Source organism: Mucilaginibacter auburnensis (assembly GCF_002797815.1).
Taxonomy (GTDB): domain Bacteria; phylum Bacteroidota; class Bacteroidia; order Sphingobacteriales; family Sphingobacteriaceae; genus Mucilaginibacter; species Mucilaginibacter auburnensis.
The window spans coordinates 1,323,682-1,342,373 of record NZ_PGFJ01000001.1 but is presented as its reverse complement, the minus strand read 5'-3'; the positions used below and the strand labels follow the sequence as shown (position 1 = coordinate 1,342,373).

General features: G+C 42.7%; 17 protein-coding genes. 13 read left to right on the top strand and 4 right to left on the bottom strand.

What is annotated here, in order from left to right:
* Positions 1-25: 25 nt before the first annotated feature.
* Together dapB and lepB are read left to right on the top strand one after the other, a co-directional pair.
* Positions 26-784, top strand: coding sequence for a 4-hydroxy-tetrahydrodipicolinate reductase (gene dapB / locus CLV57_RS05905; protein ID WP_100340389.1), 759 nt, complete (start codon positions 26-28; stop codon positions 782-784).
* Between the two features lie 21 nt (positions 785-805).
* Positions 806-1,939, top strand: coding sequence for a signal peptidase I (gene lepB / locus CLV57_RS05900; protein ID WP_100340388.1), 1,134 nt, complete (start codon positions 806-808; stop codon positions 1,937-1,939).
* Between the two features lie 142 nt (positions 1,940-2,081).
* On the opposite strand, the gene CLV57_RS05895 is transcribed toward lepB, so the two are convergent.
* On the bottom strand, positions 2,082-2,615 hold the full coding sequence (locus tag CLV57_RS05895) for a DUF4199 family protein (protein WP_100340387.1): 534 nt from the start codon (positions 2,613-2,615) through the stop codon (positions 2,082-2,084).
* A 194-nt stretch (positions 2,616-2,809) separates the two neighbouring features.
* Positions 2,810-3,889 carry an Ldh family oxidoreductase gene (locus CLV57_RS05890; protein WP_100340386.1) on the bottom strand — a complete coding sequence of 360 codons (1,080 nt, stop codon included), beginning with the start codon at positions 3,887-3,889 and terminating at the stop codon, positions 2,810-2,812.
* A 150-nt stretch (positions 3,890-4,039) separates the two neighbouring features.
* Here CLV57_RS05890 and CLV57_RS05885 point away from each other — a divergent pair, with 150 nt between their 5' ends.
* Positions 4,040-4,528 (top strand): cytidine deaminase, encoded by a 489-nt coding sequence (locus CLV57_RS05885; protein ID WP_100340385.1) that lies wholly within the window; start codon positions 4,040-4,042, stop codon positions 4,526-4,528.
* Between the two features lie 56 nt (positions 4,529-4,584).
* Here CLV57_RS05885 and CLV57_RS05880 read toward each other — a convergent pair whose 3' ends face one another.
* Positions 4,585-6,540: a KUP/HAK/KT family potassium transporter gene (locus tag CLV57_RS05880; protein ID WP_100340384.1), complete on the bottom strand. Its 1,956-nt coding sequence runs from the start codon at positions 6,538-6,540 to the stop codon at positions 4,585-4,587.
* A 200-nt stretch (positions 6,541-6,740) separates the two neighbouring features.
* Between CLV57_RS05880 and CLV57_RS05875 the strand changes: the two genes are divergently transcribed.
* From CLV57_RS05875 to CLV57_RS05830, 10 genes are all read left to right on the top strand, one after another.
* Entirely contained in the window at positions 6,741-7,229 is a 489-nt protein-coding gene (locus CLV57_RS05875; protein ID WP_100340383.1) for a T9SS type A sorting domain-containing protein, read from the top strand.
* A 115-nt stretch (positions 7,230-7,344) separates the two neighbouring features.
* A complete protein-coding gene (locus CLV57_RS05870; protein ID WP_100340382.1) occupies positions 7,345-7,956 on the top strand; it encodes a fumarylacetoacetate hydrolase family protein in 612 nt (203 codons plus the stop codon).
* A gap of 86 nt (positions 7,957-8,042) precedes the next feature.
* On the top strand, positions 8,043-9,749 hold the full coding sequence (locus tag CLV57_RS05865; RefSeq protein WP_100341327.1) for a M23 family metallopeptidase: 1,707 nt from the start codon (positions 8,043-8,045) through the stop codon (positions 9,747-9,749).
* Positions 9,749-10,213, top strand: a complete 465-nt coding sequence (bcp, locus tag CLV57_RS05860) for a thioredoxin-dependent thiol peroxidase (protein ID WP_100340381.1) — start codon at positions 9,749-9,751, stop codon at positions 10,211-10,213. The genes CLV57_RS05865 and bcp overlap by 1 nt, the downstream gene beginning before the upstream one ends.
* A 145-nt stretch (positions 10,214-10,358) precedes the next feature.
* Positions 10,359-10,913: an RNA polymerase sigma factor gene (locus CLV57_RS05855; protein WP_100340380.1), complete on the top strand. Its 555-nt coding sequence runs from the start codon at positions 10,359-10,361 to the stop codon at positions 10,911-10,913.
* A 50-nt stretch (positions 10,914-10,963) separates the two neighbouring features.
* A complete protein-coding gene (locus CLV57_RS05850; protein ID WP_100340379.1) occupies positions 10,964-11,788 on the top strand; it encodes a hypothetical protein in 825 nt (274 codons plus the stop codon).
* A 9-nt stretch (positions 11,789-11,797) separates the two neighbouring features.
* Complete coding sequence (locus tag CLV57_RS05845; protein ID WP_100340378.1) at positions 11,798-12,280, top strand: hypothetical protein; 483 nt, start codon at positions 11,798-11,800, stop codon at positions 12,278-12,280.
* Between the two features lie 62 nt (positions 12,281-12,342).
* On the top strand, positions 12,343-13,530 hold the full coding sequence (locus tag CLV57_RS05840) for an aspartate aminotransferase family protein (protein WP_100340377.1): 1,188 nt from the start codon (positions 12,343-12,345) through the stop codon (positions 13,528-13,530).
* A gap of 253 nt (positions 13,531-13,783) precedes the next feature.
* A complete protein-coding gene (locus CLV57_RS05835) occupies positions 13,784-16,066 on the top strand; it encodes a glycosyltransferase family 4 protein (protein WP_100341326.1) in 2,283 nt (760 codons plus the stop codon).
* Complete coding sequence (locus CLV57_RS05830) at positions 16,063-17,067, top strand: glycosyltransferase family 4 protein (protein WP_100340376.1); 1,005 nt, start codon at positions 16,063-16,065, stop codon at positions 17,065-17,067. The genes CLV57_RS05835 and CLV57_RS05830 overlap by 4 nt, the downstream gene beginning before the upstream one ends.
* 101 nt (positions 17,068-17,168) lie before the next feature.
* On the opposite strand, the gene CLV57_RS05825 is transcribed toward CLV57_RS05830, so the two are convergent.
* Positions 17,169-18,638, bottom strand: a complete 1,470-nt coding sequence (locus tag CLV57_RS05825) for a glycoside hydrolase family 130 protein (RefSeq protein WP_100340375.1) — start codon at positions 18,636-18,638, stop codon at positions 17,169-17,171.
* Between the last annotated feature and the right edge of the window lie 54 nt (positions 18,639-18,692).

Sequence of the window (18,692 nt, the reverse complement as noted above, 5' to 3'; positions counted from 1 at the left end):
GTTCACAGAAGGTTAAATAACACACATGAAGATTGCATTATTAGGCTACGGCAAAATGGGTAAAATAATTGAAAAAATTGCCATTGACCGTAAGCACGAAATTGTTTTAAAAATAGATCAGGATAACTTAAGCGAGCTAACTAAAGAGAATCTGCAAAGGGCTGATGTAGCCATTGAGTTCAGCACACCTCATACCGCGCTTTCAAATATAAACAACTGCCTTGACGCGGGCGTACCTATTGTGGTAGGCACAACCGGCTGGTTGAATGATATACCGGTTATTAAGCAACGTTGCGAAGATGAAGGCCTGGCTTTTATTTACGGCACCAACTTTAGCGTAGGGGTAAACATTTTCTTCCATGTAAATAAAATGCTGGCCAAAATTATGAACGGCTACAATTACTACGACGTACAGGTTGAAGAGATCCATCACACGCAAAAGCTTGATTCGCCAAGCGGCACGGCCATTACCATTGCAGAAGGTATAATCAACAACCTTGATGCCAAGCAAGAGTGGGTGAATGTTTTAACTGCCGAAGGACTGGAAGCTACCGATAATGTAAAAGCTGATGAACTGTTGATAGAATCATACCGCATTGACAGCGTTCCCGGAACGCATACCGTAATTTATGATTCGGAAGTTGATTCTATAGAATTTAAGCATACAGCACATAACCGCAACGGCTTTGCCTTAGGCGCGGTAATGGCTGCCGAGTGGATACAAAACCGTAAAGGTTTTTACTCGGTAGAAGATATGTTTGATTTTACCCTAAATAATAAATAACATTGAAGATATTTTAGAACAATGAACTGGAAATTCTGGAACAGAAACAAAACCCAATCTGCTGATACAAAAAAGAAAAAGAAAAGCGCTACCCGTGAGTGGACCGACGCTATCATTTTTGCAGTAGTTGCCGCAACTATTATACGTACCTTTTTTATTGAGGCTTATACCATACCTACACCCTCCATGGAACGCTCCTTATTAGTGGGCGATTTTTTGTTTGTAAGTAAGCTTAATTACGGTCCGCGTACGCCAATTACGCCTATCGCGTTTCCATTTGCGCACCATACCATGCCCATTATCAACACCAAAGCTTATTGGGATGGATGGCAGCTGGGTTATCACCGTTTACCCGGCTTAAGCGAAGTTAAGCGCCAGGATGTAGTGGTTTTTAATTACCCAATGGAGGCCGATTCGCCCTACCTTCGTCCGGTTGATAAACGTGAGAACTACATTAAACGTTGTATAGGTATTGCAGGCGATACGGTTAAATTGATAGATGCCCAGGTTTATATTAACGGCAAAGCTGTTGAAGATAAGCCGGGACAACAAATAGATTACGAAGTAACCACCAGCGGTCAGGATATTAACCCTGAAGTACTGCGCGATCTGCATGTAAGCAACTACGAGGGCAGCCCTTTCTATACCATGACCAAGGAAGCGGCCAATACCATTAAAGGTTATTCAAATGTAACATCCATCAAACCGCGTATACAGCCTGCTAACGGTGGTGATATGAGTGTTTTCCCGGTATTCCCAACCGGCCTTGTTACACCCGGCGACCATAAATATACCTGGAACGTTGACAACTTTGGCCCTGTTATCATCCCTAAAAAAGGATGGACCGTTAAACTGGATAGCTTAACGCTGCCGCTATATCGCCGTGCAATTACTGTTTACGAAGGCAATACTTTAAAACAGGTTGGCAACGACATTTTGATAAACGGACAAAAAACCGACAGCTATACCTTCAAAATGAACTATTACTGGATGATGGGCGATAACCGTCATGATTCGCTCGACTCGCGTTTCTGGGGTTTTGTACCAGAGGACCATATAGTTGGTAAAGCATTGTTCATTTGGATGAGCTGGGATAGCGATGCATCATTCTTTAGCAAAATACGCTGGAACAGGATATTTAAGGGGATAAATTAAGCCCCTCCGCCCCTGAAGGAGAACTAAAATTTACAGCCCTGCGAATTCGCGGGGCTTTTTCGTGTTAAGCTGAAGCCTAATGTATTTTAGGTCGAAGCACTCTGCTTGCACAAAGCAATAGTCCGGAAAGATTGGCAGTGTTTTATTGATGTAATGTTACTTTACTGTTTCGAACAAAAGCGTAAGAGAGCAGGGTAATTAGCAACGGAAGTATAATTACTGATGGTATAATTGCTGACAACCTGAACAGATCCGCTTGTGCCACACCGGAGGTACGCATTTGTTGCAATGTGCGGGCAATCTCGGGTGCGGGGGTGTTAGCAGCCTTTAGTTCGGTTTCTTTTAAAGTTAAAACCGCATTATACCACTCGGGGTTGATATGGTGGTGATAAACGTACAAAAATGGTTCATATATAACGAACGATATAGCTGCTACAACTAAAGCAACAACCACCCTTTTTAAAAAAGTGATATGTCCCCCAACCTGTTCCTGCTTTATTGCGCGTACGATCATTACAACAGGGAGTAATACAATGAGCATATCAAAGTACTGACCAATATAAAGGTAAGTACTGTCAAGCCCGGTCAACCACATGAGTGTGGTATAAAGGCAAAAGCCTATGCCCATAATTAAACCGTTGATGTAAGTTGTTTTTGATAAGGAAAAGTTGGCCATAAAAGAGGGTGCTGTCTATGACGTATGACTGGCATTGGTACAAATTGTTACAATCGGTTCACCCGTTTCATTTTCGTCTCACTAATTTTTAATAAAAAACTAAAAATCAATGCTTTATAAAAAATATCGTCTCACTTCGTCTCACATATTCAATGAAACGATGAGACGATAAAACACTATGCCTGCTGCAGTTATCAGGTGGTTAACGGGCTTACATTCAACTTCCCGGCAACCTCGTTCAGGTCGGCTACAACAGCATCAACTAACGGTATACCGTTTTGGCGACGATCAATTTCAGCCTCATACTCAGGCTCTCCGGGTATAACAACCCCTTGCTGCTCATCAATGCGCGAGGCCGATTTGAAACGGGTTATCCAGTTATCCATATGGCTCTTAAAATCATCAGCCGGACGGAAGCCGTCAATGCGCATGGCACCCACAAAATGTCCTATCCCCTCACCCACCGGATTAGCAGACGGCTCCAGAAAAGCCACAAAAGGTGGTACCCAAGGCCCGTAATTAGCCCCGGACAGCACCCCCGACAAAATATCAACCACCGAAGCAAGTCCGAAACCTTTGTGGCTGCCATGGTCGCGGTCGCTGCCCAGGGGCAATAGTGCGCCTCCACTTTTTAAGGCGAATGGGTCGGTGGTATAACCGCCGTCTTTGTCCTGTATCCAGCCTTCGGGCACGGCGTTGCCGGCGCGTTGGGCTATCTCCAGTTTTCCGTTAGCTGCTGCCGAGGTCGCCATATCAATAACCACAGGCGGGTATTGCCCTGCCGGGAAACCGTAACAGATAGGATTGGTACCTAACATGCGCTCATTAGAGAAAGTAGGCACCACCAGCGGACTTGCATTGGTTACGGCGAAGCCTATCATATCCTGTTCAACGGCCATCAAAGCGTGATAACCGGCAATACCAAAATGGTTGGAGTTGCGAACAGCTACCCACCCCGAGCCAAACTGCTTAGCTTTCTCAATAGCCAGCTGCATAGCAAAAGGGGCAGTAACCAACCCTAAGCCTGCATCGCCGTCAACAGTGGCGGTGGTAGCAGTTTGATGTACTACCTGTATATTGGGTTGGGCGTTAATGCGTTTCTTCTCCCATAGTCGCACATAGCCTGTAAGCCGTGCCACCCCATGCGAATCAATACCACGGAGGTCTGCTTTAAGCAGTACATCGGCAGCAAGTTGTGCATGGGCCGCGTTGCAGCCCATAGCCAGAAAAACATCAGTTGTAAATTTACGTAACGAAACTTCGGTAATAACCATGTGCAAATATATCGCTTTACAACCATCGGCGCCATTATTAACAACCAGGGAAAAATAAGCTCTATGCAAACAATATAAATAATAATTGCTTACCTTGTTTCCCCCCGCGCCAACAGGCCTATCTGTTTACCTAAAGCGGAAAGAAAAAACATGACAGAACACGAAATAAAAGTATCATTCAAAGAATACAACACCATAACAGAACTTGACCCGGCCGACGAAAAATTGTGCGAACAGGCAGTGATCGCCATGAAAAACTCGCACTCGCCGTACTCTAAATTCAGGGTGGGCGCTGCCTTGCGGTTAAAAAGCGGCAAAATAATTTTAGGCAGCAACCAGGAGAACGCCGCTTACCCATCCGGCCTGTGTGCCGAACGGGTTGCGCTTTTTCATTGGGGTGCCAATCACCCGGATGATCCCATTGAAGCCATGGCTGTAACCGCCTTTACAGAAGAGTTTCCCATTTTGAAACCAGTCACCTCCTGCGGCAGCTGCCTGCAGGTTCTGGCTGAGTACGAAAGAAAACAAGGCACACCCGTAAAAACCATATTGTACTGCCTTGACGGACCAACGTGGGTGATCAACGGCATTGAAACGTTTTTACCTTTCCTGTTTTTTGAGGAACGCCTCAATGGTTAAGCGTAAAACGCGAAGAGCCCCGGCATGCCGGGGCTCTTCGCATTATTATTAAAAAGTTAATTGCCGAGAGGATAAATTCGCTCTACGTCTACCGCATCAGGCGCGGCCAGCATTAACGGTACTTTTTCTATGGTAACGAAGCTGAGATCTAAACCAAAGCCACGCTCTTCAGATAAGCTCAGGTTTTTCAGGTAGCCATAATACATCATGATGAACTTCTCGTAAAACGACAGGTTATGGGAGCGCGACAATACCTTCTCTATCACCACAAAACGGAAGTCGCCTACTATTTTGTGTTTGTTGAGCGATGTGTAAGTACTTGTAATATCCACCTCACCATTCTTCACCAGATCTTCCACCACACGACGGAACAGTAAATTGATCTGTTGCTCAACCCTGAAACCCAGTTTAAAATCTATCCTGATCACCTTACCTGGCACCAAAAAGTCAACCTCGTACTGACTTGTGTAAGGTTCATCAACCACATCAACGTGTACCAGCCAGTAAACATCGGCGCGCTTGGGCTGCTTCTGTAATATGGAATAAATAATTTTTGATTCAATCTCAGAGTTAAAATTTGCACTGGTAAGATAAACCAATTGCGACGCGTATTTCGGTACGCTTTCGTCCTCGCTTAACTCTTTTAAAATGCCGTAATAGTCTTCAATCTCAATGAATTTAACGTAGCGGTTGCGTATGCGCCGTGCATTGTGCCAGGTCCACATTACCGAGAACAATACAAACCCTATTGACAGTGTAAACCAACCACCCTCGGTAAATTTACCCAGGTTGCCTAACAAGAAGGTGCCTTCAATAATTAGGTACAAGGTTAAAAACAGTCCCACAATGTAATTTGGAACTTTTTTACGTGCCAGAAACTTAGATACCAATATGGTGGTCATTAACATGGCTACAGTAATACTTAAACCGTAAGCGGCCTCCATCTTTGACGATTCCTTAAACAACAGCACCACACCAATGCAACCGGCGCACAAAATCCAGTTAATGCTCGGCACATACAATTGACCTTTCTGTTCGCTTGGGTAATTGATCTTCACTTTTGGCCACAGGTTCAATCTCACAGCTTCCGCTATCAGTGTAAATGAACCTGATATTAACGCCTGACTGGCAATTACCGCAGCGGCGGTTGCAATGCAAACACCAAATATTTTAAACTCGCCCGGCATTATCTGGTAAAACGGATTAAAGATATCCAGCTTCATCACCTCGCCGTTATGTTGCAGTAACCAAACACCTTGGCCCAAATAGTTTAAAACAAGGCAAGCCTTAACGTAAACCCAGCTGGCCTGAATGTTCTTTCTGCCGCAATGGCCGAGGTCTGAATATAAGGCCTCTGCCCCGGTTGTACAAAGAAAAACCGCACCCAAAATAGCAAAGGCGCTCGGATTAGTACTTAAAAGCTCAAACGCATAATGCGGACTTAGCGCCTTTAAGACACCGGGATGCTGCCAGATCATCATCACGCCAAGTACCCCCATCATGGTGAACCAGAGGAACATGATAGGTCCGAAAGCCTTACCTACCAGCGACGTACCGAATTGCTGTATGATAAACAAAACTGCTATAATAATTATAACTATCGTCTCGGTGTAAAGATTTGGATAATAGGTTTGTAAACCCTCTATTGCCGACGAAATAGTGATGGGAGGCGTAATTATACCGTCGGCCAGTAAAGCACAACCACCTACTACAGCGGGTACAATAAGCCATTTGGCTTTACGCCTTACTAATGAGAAAAGTGAGAAAATACCACCTTCGCCCTTGTTATCTGCGCGCAACGTTATAACCACATATTTTAAAGTGGTTTGTAGCGTTAGCGTCCAGAAAATACATGATATTCCGCCGTATACCAATACCTCCGATATACGTTGCGAACCTACAATGGCTTTGAATACATAGAGCGGCGACGTACCAATATCACCGTAAATTATTCCCAAACTGATCAGGAGCCCGGCGGCTGACAGTTTTGACAGATCTTTATGTTGAGACACTATTCAGATTTAAAAAGCCCAAAATTAAAAAAAATATAAATACAACTCAGTTTTATATACTTACAACCAATTTTTATCAAAATCGTATAATTTGATAACGTAATTAAACCCTGATTGTTAAAAAATGTTAAAATGATAAACAATATTGCCTGTTTAATAACATATGCAGGGTTTATTTATACTTTTGTGTGGGGAATAATATGAGGAAACTTTTTACCTACCTGTATTTGTGCTTACTTTTTACCGCCATGGCGGTACCGGTAAATATTGCGCAATCTTTTGCGGCTCCTCAACAACCTCGCGATACTTCGTTTAATCTATTCCCTAAAAAGAAACTTAAAAAAAGCACTTTGCAATTTACCCTGCCGCCTGTCAAGGCCGGCGAAACATCAAGTGTTAAATTAAATGTATCACGCCCTACCGACAAGGTGATCAGCAGTGTAGAAGTTTACCCTAATCCGGTTACAGATCAGATCAACCTGCGTTACTATGTATCAAGAAACACTACACTAACCATTAAAATAGTGGATGTGTTGGGTAATGATATACAAACCCTTTTCTCTAATCGTGTTGAACCGGGTGAGCAAACTCGCTCATTCCCGGTAGCTAATAAATTGAACAAGGGCTTCTACTTCATCCGCGTTTTAGCCGGCACAGAATCTGTTATTAAGCGCATCTCAATTTTATAAGTTTGAATTATTGAGTTAGCGAATTATTGATTGGCTTTTGTTAATCTGATTCAATTATTAATTTGCCACCTCAATCAATAATTCAGTAATTCAATAAATCATTAATAACATCGCTATGAAAATCATCGCCATTGGTCGCAATTACATTGAGCATGCTAAGGAACTAAATAACCCGGTGCCTGCATCGCCTGTTATTTTTATGAAGCCTGATACAGCTTTGCTTAAAGATAACAAGCCATTCTATCACCCTGATTTCTCAGAAGATATTCATCATGAAATTGAGGTGGTTTTGAAAGTAAGCAAAGAAGGCAAACACATCAGCGAAAAATTTGCTGCTAACTACTTTGAAGAAATTGGCTTAGGCATTGACTTTACCGCTCGCGATATACAGCAGCGCCACAAAGAAAAAGGACTGCCATGGGAGCTGGCTAAAGCCTTCGATAATTCGGCCCCTATCAGCAACTTTTTGCCTAAAGCACAATTTGCTGATCTGTACCAGTTAAACTTCAATCTGGATGTGAATGGCGAACGCAGACAAACAGGTAACACCAAAGATCTTATCTTCAGTTTTGACTACATTATAGCGTTCGTTTCCAGATACATCACGCTTAAAAAAGGCGACCTTATTTACACCGGTACGCCACAGGGCGTTGGCAAAGTAAACATAGGCGACAGGCTTGAAGGATACCTGGAAGGACAAAAGCTACTTGATTTTTACATAAAGTAACTAAACAAATAGCCATTTTGGGCGTATGTTATTTGTACAATATAATCCGTTCAAATAAACCGGCATTTGCCGCGCCTTTTCTGCAAATGAATAAACTATTTATTACCTTTCTCTTTATAGCTTCGGCTGCTTTAACACGGGCTCAAAGCATACAAAGCAGGCAGTATCCGCAAAACTTTTTTAAATACCCTATAGATCTTCCGCCAAGCACGGCTGGCTCTTTTGGTGAATTAAGGCCCAATCATTTTCATTCGGGGCTTGATTTTAAAACTAATCAGCGCACAGGCTACCCGGTTCACGCTACGGCCATGGGTTACATTTCGCGCCTCAGGGTGCAGTTCGGCGGCTTTGGCAATGCGGTTTACATTACACACCCAAACGGTTTTACCAGTGTTTACGGGCACTTGCAAAGCTTTAATCCGCAAATAGCCAAAGCCATTCGCGATGAGCAATACGCCCAGCAAAGATATGATGTGGATTTCCAGGTACCGCCATTGCTTATGCCGGTTAATGAACTACAGGTCATTGGTATATCTGGCAACACAGGTGCATCTGCGGGGCCCCATTTACATTTTGAGCTGCGCGATGCCGTTACCGAGCAAACCATTAATCCACAGCTATTCGGCTTAACCATACCCGACAAAATTGCTCCGGCTATAACCGCTGCTGCAGTTTACAACCTTGGCGACAAGCCATTCAGCGAAAATACACCTCATCGTTTCTTCGCGGTTACGGGCAGTGGCCCAAATCATCGTCTTACAAAACCGCAGGTAATAGAGGTAAGCGGTAATACCGGCTTTGGCATAAGCGCTACAGATGTTAACAGCGCATCGCCCAATAAAAATGGCGTGTACTCAATTGAGTTGAAAGTTGACGGCAAAACAGTTTATACGTTTGCTGTTGAACGTTTTGGCTTTGACCAAACACGGGCCATTAACGGGTATATTGATTACCCTACTTATTTAATGCAGGGCAGGTATATTCAAAAATGCTTCATTCCCCCGGGCAGTAGCATTACACTTTATCCGCAATCAGCCAATGGCGGGATCGTAACCTTCAATGATGCCGCATTGCATAATGTAGAATATGTGGTTAAAGACCTGGCGGGCAACACATCATCCCTTAAATTACAGGTGCGCTCGGTTATTAAACCGTCTGCAGCAGATGCTCCTTTAAAAGGCACACTTTTTAAACACGATAAAAAAAACGAGTACGCTACAGACAAAGTGAAGGTTACCGTAACACCAGGCAACTTGTATGATGATGTTGACTTTGTTTATTCACTCCTGCCTAAACGCCCCGGCGCTTTTTCGGCAACGCACCGTATTCATAACCGACTTACCCCCATACATGATAGCTTTGAACTTTGGATAAAACCTGAGGTTGAACTGGGTACTTTAGCTGCTAAAGCTGTTATTGCAAATACAGCCGGTTATTGCGATACCAGCCGAGTAGATGGTGGGTTTGTGAAAGCAACACCACGCGCTTTTGGCGATTATTACGTTACTGTTGATACAGTGGCTCCGTATGCCACCCCTATCAATATTCAAAACGGAAGTAATTTGTCTGCAGCGAAGAAAATATCACTCAAAATTGGTGATAACCTGTCGGGCATTAAAAGCTATAAAGGCTACATTGATGGTAAGTGGGTTTTAATGGAGTGGGATTATAAAACACGCGTACTAAATTATACCTTTGATAACAGTGTTGCCCAGGGCAAGCATTTATTTGAGCTGACTCTTAGCGATTACAAGAATAATATTAAACAATTTAAAGCCGAATTCTACAGATAATGTCACATTTAAAAGCAGGCGATAAAGCCCCTGAATTCACAGCGAACGACCAAAACGGACAAGCAGTTTCTTTAGCTGATTTTAAAGGAAAAATCGTAATTCTATATTTTTATCCTAAAGATGATACCCCCGGCTGCACCGCTGAGGCTTGCGATTTCAGAGATAACTACCAGTCGTTACAGGCACAAGGTTACCAGGTAATTGGCGTTAGTACTGATGACGAAAAATCGCACAAGAAATTTGTAACCAAGCACAGTCTGCCTTTCCCGCTGATAGCAGATACCGACCAATCAATTGTTCAGGCTTATGGTGTTTGGGGAGAGAAAAACATGTACGGCAAAAAATACATGGGCACTATGCGCACAACCTTTATTATTGATGCTGATGGTGTTATCAGTCACGTAATTTCGAAAGTGGATACAAAAGCGTCATCGCAGCAGGTGCTTGACCTGATTAAGGGGTGATTTGAATATCGAATATTGAACATCGAATTTTGAATGATGAATTGCTTTCAACTTCATCATTCAAAATTCTATATTCGGTGTTCAATATTAAGCGAACCAAACAAATCTCCGTAAAAACCATTTAATACCTAAATTAATTAAACGTATGCCAACACAGGTAGAAGATGCAGAGATATTAAGTAAATTTCAGGATGAGCGCACCCGCAACGAGGCGTTTAATCTGTTATTGAAAAAATATCAGCAAAAAATTTACTGGCACATTCGCCGCATGGTGATTGATCATGATGATGCTGACGACCTGGTGCAGGATGTGTTTATAAAGGTTTGGAAAAACCTGGCCAATTTCCGGGCAGACTCACAACTTTATACGTGGATGTACCGAATTGCCAGCAATGAGTGCATTACTTTTTTAAATAAGAAAAAGCAAAAGAACAACATTTCATTAGATGAGGTAGATTACTCACTGGCCGATAACCTCACCGCCGCCAGCTATTTTAATGGCGATAAAGCGCAACGCAAACTACAGCAGGCCATACTTACCCTGCCTGAAAAACAACGCCTTGTGTTCAACATGAAGTATTTTGAAGATATGAAATACGAGGAAATGTCGGACGTATTGGGTACCAGCGTAGGTGCGCTAAAAGCATCATACCATCTTGCAGTAAAAAAGATAGAAGCTATTTTATTAGCCGAAGAATAATTTATTTTTGCTGTTAAACCTTTTCATCTAAATTTCATCTATACGGTATCATGACAGTTGATATAGAAAATAAAGAATGGCCGGAAGACGGAAAACTACCGGAATTGGCAGGTAAAGCCAATCCGTTTGTAGTGCCCGAGGGTTATTTTGATGGGTTGGATGAGCGCATTATGGCTGCAATTACGATAGACGAGCTTAAAAATAGTATGCCTGAGGAAGGTTTTTTAGTACCTGAAGGATACTTTAATGAACTTGCTTCAAATATACAGTCGCGTATTGCGGTTGAAGAACTGATTGATCACGAAGAGGCGGGCTTTGAGCTTCCTGCCGGCTATTTTGATGAACTAAACGCTAATATACAAAGCCGCATTGCTGTTGAAGAAGCAATGGAGGCAGGCGAAGCTTTTGAAGTGCCTGCAGGTTATTTTGAGACATTAACCAGCCAGATAGAAAGCCGCGTATTTGTTGAAGAGGCTTTATCTACTGACGAGGTATTTACCGTTCCGGATGGATATTTTGAACAGCTTAATGCTAAAATTTTAAACAAAACAGTTACACAGGAAACTGTACAACGCAAGGGCGGTATTATTAGGCTAATGCGCTCTACAGCGTTCAAATATGCCACAGCTGCATGTTTTGTATTGGTTGCAGGCGCAGGCTTTATGTTTTGGCCTTCAACAAACAATGTTGAACCTATAAATGCGTCAGATTACCTGCACAAGGAACTGTCAACTGTACCGGTTGACGACTTGCAGAAATATATTCAGGCAAGTATGGAAGGTGTGGATGTTCAACACACGGTGGCAATTGAGGACCTTCCGGTTAGCGAAGCTGCCTTTACTAATGCTTTACAGGAATATGCTGAGATGCAATAAATAATGATGATGAAACCGTTTACCAGACACATTTTTATTACTTTATTACTATTAGCCACCGGCTATGGCGCATGGGCGCAGATACCCCGCAATAGTTTCCGTCCGGGTAATGCAAACGGTGCACAACGGTTCAACCAGGCGCCTAATGCTGCCAGTATGCAAAAGGTTGAGTCAATAAAAGAGAGCTTTTTAGAGCAAAAAATGCAGCTTTCTGCTGATGAAGCTGCTCGCTTTTGGCCTGTATACAGAAGATATCAGGATGAACTGAGAGAGGTATTGCGTTTAAAAAGAATCAACAACTCTGATGCCCAGGCCGATGGACGCGAGCAGATCAGGAAAAACATGGAGTATGACAGCCGCATGGTTAGAATACGTGAGCGTTACTCTGATGAGTTTTTGAAAATATTACCGCCCGAAAAACTAAGCAAGCTTTATAAAAGTGAACGCGAGTTTAACGACGAACTGATAAGAAGAGTTGGCGAACATCAGTAATAAAAAAGTATTTAAGCCAAAGGTCCGTTATTATAATGACGGGCCTTTTGTATTTTTGCCCCATGCCAACACTTCGCCAGTTATTTTTAGCCAACAATGCGCAAACTACCAACTTCCCCCTGTTGCTTGAATTTGAGCGGGCTCAGGGCGTGCATTTATATAACAGCGAAGGCAAAGCTTATATTGATCTGATATCGGGCATTGGCGTGAGCAGTTTAGGGCATGGCAACCCAAAAGTTATTGAGGCTGTAAAACAACAGGTAGAAAAATATATGCACCTGATGGTTTATGGTGAATATGTACAAACACCACAGGTACGCTTTGCAGAGAAACTGGTATCAGTACTACCGGATAATTTGCAATCGGTTTATTTTGTTAGCTCCGGCGCCGAAGCTGTTGAGGGCGCCCTTAAGTTGGCTAAGCGTTTTACCGGCAGGCAGCAGGTTGTGGCATACTACAACTCTTACCACGGCAGCACCCATGGCGCATTAAGCGTGATGGGCAATGAGGAATACAAACAGGCATATCGTCCGCTTTTGCCAGGTGTTACATTCATTAACTTTAACCTCCTGCCCGACCTCAACCTCATAACCACCGAAACCGCTTGCGTAATTATTGAAACCATACAAGGTGAAGCTGGTATACAAGTGCCTGATTTTGCTTACATGCAAGCCTTGCGCAAGCGTTGTACTGAAACCGGCGCCTTATTGATACTGGACGAGATACAGGCAGCCTTCGGCCGCACAGGTAAGCTTTTTGCCTTTGAGCATTTTGATATAGTTCCCGATATCTTGTTGTTGGCCAAAGCGCTTGGCGGAGGCATGCCTATTGGCGCTTTCGTTTCATCAAATGAAATTATGGGTGCGCTAAAAGAGAACCCCATTCTTGGACACATCACCACATTTGGCGGGCACCCGGTTTGCTGTGCAGCGGGATTAGCCGCGTTGGAGGTTTTACTGGAAGAAGAACTTGTTGCAGGTGTTGCCGAAAAGGAAGCTTTAATACGCAGCTTATTAGTACACCCAGCCATTAGGCAAATTCGCGGCAAAGGATTGATGCTGGCTGTTGAACTGGAGAACTTTGACCTCAACAAAAAAATAATTGACCGCTGCATTGACAACGGTGTAATAACCGACTGGTTTTTGCATTGCAGCAATGCTATGCGTTTAGCGCCCCCCCTTATTATAACAGCCACTCAAATTGAAGAAGCTTGTAACATTATTATAGAAGCTATCAACTTTCATTCCTGACATTCTCGTCAGTTTTAAAACGCAATACAAACACCTCCAATTACTTAACTTAAAATTACTTAAGCAAACTCGTTGGCAAGGTAATATTGCGGCTATTAACGTACGCTTTTGGTATAGTTTGTGCATTTATTAGGGTATTAATGCAAAAAGCCGATTTATAGGTTTTAAAGCATCATTTTTAAGCCGAAACTGAATAGTTTTTAAGTCAGTTAACTATACAGACATGACCCCAGTAAGCCATCTACAAAAAAATATGAAAATAGCGTACATTTCAACCTATCCTCCGCGCGAATGCGGTATTGCAACCTTTAATCAAAACCTTATGCGCGCTATTGGCGCTAATTTTCCTGAAAGGAAAAATATATTAGGTAACGACTTTGTTGTAGCGTTAAATGATTCAGAAAATTTAGATGAGTATGAATATCCTGAAGAGGTTAAATATGTTGTAAGGCAAAATCATCAGAAAGACTACATCAGAGCAGCCAACTTTATTAACACCAGTACAGCCGATGTTTGTATAATTGAGCACGAGTTTGGTATTTATGGTGGTGAAAGTGGTATTTATATTCTCCCGCTTATTAATCGCTTAGAGAAGCCGCTTATTTCTATTTTACACACGGTTTTAAAAGATCCAAGCTATGTGCAGCGCATCATCATCAGAGAAATGGCTGAGCAATCTGCCAAAATAATTGTGATGAGCCAGCGTGCTGTGGAGTTTTTAACTACTATTTATGATATCCCTACCGAAAAGATACAGATAATTGAACATGGTGTGCCTGATGTGGAAGCACCTGAAAATAACCCGATAAAAAATCTTACGCCATTTAAAAACCGCAAGGCACTGTTAACATTCGGTTTAATAAGCCGTAACAAGGGACTGGAAACGGTGGTAAGAGCCTTACCTAAAATAGTGGAAAAACATCCGGATGTTAACTATGTGGTGTTAGGCAACACGCATCCGGGCGTTATAAAAAATTCAGGCGAAGAGTATCGCGATCATTTAAAGACATTGGCCAGCCAGCTTGGCGTATCTCAAAATCTGCACTTCATTAATAAATTTGTAGCCGAGGAAGAACTGATACAATATTTAACGGCTGCTGAAATTTATGTTACGCCTTATCTTAATGAAGCGCAAATAACAAGTGGCACGTTATCGTACGCGGTTGGGTCGGGTGCTGCGGTGGTTTCAACCCCATACTGGCACGCTACCGAATTACTGGCACATAACCGTGGCAGGCTGTTTGATTTTAAGAACGCCGAAGCGCTGGCCGATACTGTAATTGAGCTGCTTGACAACCAGGCTATGCTTAACCAAATGCGCAATAACGCATACGAATACGGTTTACATCTACGCTGGCCTGTGGTGGGATCGGAGTTTATCAAAGTAGCCCAGGAAGCCTGCTTTAATCATGATTTTAGGGACAAGATATTAAAGAACAGTATAGTTGACCCTGAGATCATGCCTAAGTTTAGTCTTGGACACGTTATCCGCCTTACTGATGATACAGGTATTGTTCAACACGCTAAATATGGCATACCTAACCTAAAAGAAGGGTATTGCCTTGATGATAACTCACGCGCGCTGATCATGGCGCTAATGGCCCATAAGCGCAACAACAGCAAGGAGGCGTTTGACCTGTTGCCTATCTACCTGAGTTACATTCACTACATGCAGACTGATGATGGTAACTTCCGCAACTTTTTGAGCTTTAACCGTTCATATCTGGATGAAGTAGGTTCAGAAGATTCATTCGGCCGTACCATTTGGTCTTTGGGTTATTTGATCGCTACGGCATCAAGCAACTCTTACCGGGAGTTTGCCACCGAGTTGTTCCAAAAATCGTTCGGTCATTTCAGAGCGCTTAAACATTTGCGCGGAATGGCAAATACCATTATTGGAATAGCTTACTATTTAAAGGTTCACCCTACTGATGACGGCATGGTTGCCGAAATGGCCCGTTTAACGCAACCATTGATTGACGCGTATGATAAAACCCGTGCAGATGATTGGGAGTGGTTTGAAGAAGGTATGACCTATGATAATGCCATTTTGCCTCTTGCCTTGCTACACTCCTGCGAGATAACCGGTAATGAACGCGCTAAAGAAGTTGCCTTAAAAACCATGGAGTTTTTAGATAAGTTAACGTTATCAAACGGTTACTTAAGCCCGGTGGGTAATGATGGCTGGTATTACCGTGGTGGCACCTTCCCTACTTTTGACCAACAGGCTATTGAAACTATGGCAATGGTGTTACTGCACTTCCAGGCTTACCATATATTTAGAAAACCTGAGCATATTGAAAAAATGTTCCTGAGCTATAAATGGTTCCTGGGCGAAAACACCTTACGCGCACCATTATATGACCACGAAACCAAGGGCTGCTGCGATGGCTTACTGCCAACCGGTATTAACCGTAACCAGGGTGCCGAGAGTACTTTAGCTTACTTAATATCGCACTTAACAGTTCTGGAGGCTTTTGAGTTAGAGTACGAGTACAACAAATTATCTCAAAAAAAACTGGTAGGCGCTAAATGAAGGTAGCCGTTTTGTCGCCTGTGGCCTGGCGCACACCGCCCAGACATTACGGGCCATGGGAGCAGGTAGCATCAAATATTGCGGAAGGAATTATAAAGCTGGGGGCAGAGGTTACACTCTTTGCCACCGGCGATTCTGTTACCGTAGGTACGTTGGATGCCATTTGCGAAACTGGTTACGAGGAGGACCGCTCACAAGATGCCAAAGTATTGGAGTGCCTTCACATCAGTAATTTGATGGAGAAGGCTCATCAGTTTGATGTGATCCACAATAACTTTGATTTTTTACCCCTCACCTATTCTGGACTTATAAAAACCCCGGTTATTACTACTATACATGGATTTTCCTCTCCGCGCATAATCCCGGTTTATAAAAAATATAGCCAAACAAGCCATTACGTATCTATAAGCGACTCGGACAGGAGTCCGGAGTTAGACTACCTGGCTACAGTATATAATGGTTTAGATGCCGGGAAATTCGTTTTTAATGCACAGCCAAAAGATTATTTACTATCCTTTAGTCGTATTCATCCTGACAAGGGCATTACTGAAGCCATCGCGATAGCGAAGAAAAGTAAATACCAGCTTATTATAGCGGGTATAATACAGGATGAACGCTATTTTAAAGAGGAAGTTGAGCCACATTTAAATGAGCAAATAAAGTACATAGGCAGCGCAGGGCCGGAAGAGCGCAATGAATTATTGGGCAATGCTGTCGCGCTTCTACATCCTATCAACTTTAACGAACCATTTGGTTTAAGCGTTGCCGAAGCCATGCTTTGCGGAACGCCTGTTATTGCATTCAATCGCGGCTCAATGCCTGAATTGATTCAACATGAGCAGACAGGGTATCTGGTAAAAAACGTAGACCAAGCTGTTGAAGCTGTAAATGGACTTAAACAGATCAACCGCGCTTACTGCCGCCAATGGGCAGAAAGTAAATTCTCGAGTGAGAAAATGGCGAGTGATTATTTTGAGTTGTACAAGCGGATATTACGTTAATCAGTCAATATTGTCATTGCGAGAAACGAAGCAATCGCGGACTATGCATGCCAGCGACCTGTCTGCGTGCGATTGCTTCGTTCCTCGCAATGATAAAGTAATCAATCATCTATTCCGTCTTCCTTAAATTTAGCTATTAAAGCGTCCAGATCAACTTCAGCAAATGATGTTGAGTAATCTGACAAGCCGTAAGGAATGATCAATTTATTGTTGTTTATGATCGATCCGCAAGAATAAATAACGTTAGGTACATAACCCTCACGTTCATCGCTGTTAGGTATTAGTAAAGGCTCTTTTAATCTGCCTATTTCTACCTGAGGGTCATCTAACTTTAGCAAGCTTGCACCCAGCACATAGCGGCGCATTGGGCCTACACCGTGTGTTATTACAATCCAGCCATGCTCTGTTTCTATTGGCGATCCGCAGTTACCTATCTGTACAAACTCCCATGCAAATTTCGGGCGCTGCAACAACATTGGTTTTTCCCATATGTTGATCTTGTCTGAATACATGATGTAATTATTCCAGCCATCAATACGCGATATCATGGCGTACTTGCCGTTAATTTTACGAGGAAACAATGCCAGGTTTTTATTCTGCGCGCCATCACCATACAAAGGCATTATTTTGAAGTTATAAAAATCATTTGTCTGGAGCAGTTTAGGCATAATTAAAGAGCCATCATAAGCTGTATAAGTAGCGTAATAAACTGACGAACCATCTTCGTTTTTAAACTCTACAAAACGGGCATCCTCAATACCTTTACGCTCATATTCAGATATCGGGAAAATTACCCTGTCGGATATATCTGTATCTAAAGAAAAAATTATCTCATAGTATGAATCAGCAAGCCAAAGTACTTTATCATACTCCAGCTTTTTCATATCGCTTTCCTGAAGGCGCTGCGAGTCTGATATGATGCGGCGCAGATTAGCATATTCAAAATGATGATCAAGCTTTGATTCCAATTCGTGCAATACGTTGATGTCAATCTGCGTAATTGCGGCTCTGTCAAAAAACAATTTCTTGTTATATACCGCGTTCCTCACAATTTCTGCCTCATCAATATAATTACCTGCCGGCAGTACCGTGATGTTGTTATTTTTATCAATAAGCGCGCGGCGGAATGTAATAGACGAAATATGCCCCTCACCTACTGCTCTGAAACTCATAATTACCCGACGTTCACCTTCGGTAAGCTCTGACTGATCAGGATCATTTACGATAGACGGGTTAAAAAATGCAGCCGACTCAATTGAGTATTCATGCGTGAAATAAGAACCGATAAGCAACTTACGATATACTGTTAAAGCGTCAAAATCAATACCCAACTCTTCAAACAGAGGCTTTAATTTGCTGGCGTGTCTGTTTAATACCCGCGTTATATTTCTGTGACGTTTTGAATACTCTTGTAATAGCGGAGATAATATACCGAAAGCGGTTTCTTCGTCTACTTTTATTACGCGCTCAATTACTTCTTTGGCTCTCTCGTTACCGTTAAAAAAGAATCTGGCAATAACACGTTTCGAATCGGGATTAACCCTTACAGGTTTACGTTCAATAGCTAGCATATTGTATTATAAAGCATGAGTTTTATAGTTAACACCAAGTTATACAAATTGATT

What these genes read in the sequence shown, in the direction of transcription:
- bcp (WP_100340381.1), top strand. Translation starts at nt 9,749, where the DNA reads ATGTCACATTTAAAAGCAGGCGATAAAGCCCCTGAATTCACAGCGAAC.
- CLV57_RS05835 (WP_100341326.1), top strand. Translation starts at nt 13,784, where the DNA reads ATGAAAATAGCGTACATTTCAACCTATCCTCCGCGCGAATGCGGTATT.
- CLV57_RS05890 (WP_100340386.1), bottom strand. Translation starts at nt 3,889, where the DNA reads ATGGTTATTACCGAAGTTTCGTTACGTAAATTTACAACTGATGTTTTT.
- CLV57_RS05850 (WP_100340379.1), top strand. Translation starts at nt 10,964, where the DNA reads ATGACAGTTGATATAGAAAATAAAGAATGGCCGGAAGACGGAAAACTA.
- lepB (WP_100340388.1), top strand. Translation starts at nt 806, where the DNA reads ATGAACTGGAAATTCTGGAACAGAAACAAAACCCAATCTGCTGATACA.
- dapB (WP_100340389.1), top strand. Translation starts at nt 26, where the DNA reads ATGAAGATTGCATTATTAGGCTACGGCAAAATGGGTAAAATAATTGAA.
- CLV57_RS05885 (WP_100340385.1), top strand. Translation starts at nt 4,040, where the DNA reads ATGACAGAACACGAAATAAAAGTATCATTCAAAGAATACAACACCATA.
- CLV57_RS05855 (WP_100340380.1), top strand. Translation starts at nt 10,359, where the DNA reads ATGCCAACACAGGTAGAAGATGCAGAGATATTAAGTAAATTTCAGGAT.
- CLV57_RS05825 (WP_100340375.1), bottom strand. Translation starts at nt 18,638, where the DNA reads ATGCTAGCTATTGAACGTAAACCTGTAAGGGTTAATCCCGATTCGAAA.
- CLV57_RS05865 (WP_100341327.1), top strand. Translation starts at nt 8,043, where the DNA reads ATGAATAAACTATTTATTACCTTTCTCTTTATAGCTTCGGCTGCTTTA.
- CLV57_RS05830 (WP_100340376.1), top strand. Translation starts at nt 16,063, where the DNA reads ATGAAGGTAGCCGTTTTGTCGCCTGTGGCCTGGCGCACACCGCCCAGA.
- CLV57_RS05895 (WP_100340387.1), bottom strand. Translation starts at nt 2,615, where the DNA reads ATGGCCAACTTTTCCTTATCAAAAACAACTTACATCAACGGTTTAATT.
- CLV57_RS05875 (WP_100340383.1), top strand. Translation starts at nt 6,741, where the DNA reads ATGAGGAAACTTTTTACCTACCTGTATTTGTGCTTACTTTTTACCGCC.
- CLV57_RS05870 (WP_100340382.1), top strand. Translation starts at nt 7,345, where the DNA reads ATGAAAATCATCGCCATTGGTCGCAATTACATTGAGCATGCTAAGGAA.
- CLV57_RS05845 (WP_100340378.1), top strand. Translation starts at nt 11,798, where the DNA reads ATGAAACCGTTTACCAGACACATTTTTATTACTTTATTACTATTAGCC.
- CLV57_RS05840 (WP_100340377.1), top strand. Translation starts at nt 12,343, where the DNA reads ATGCCAACACTTCGCCAGTTATTTTTAGCCAACAATGCGCAAACTACC.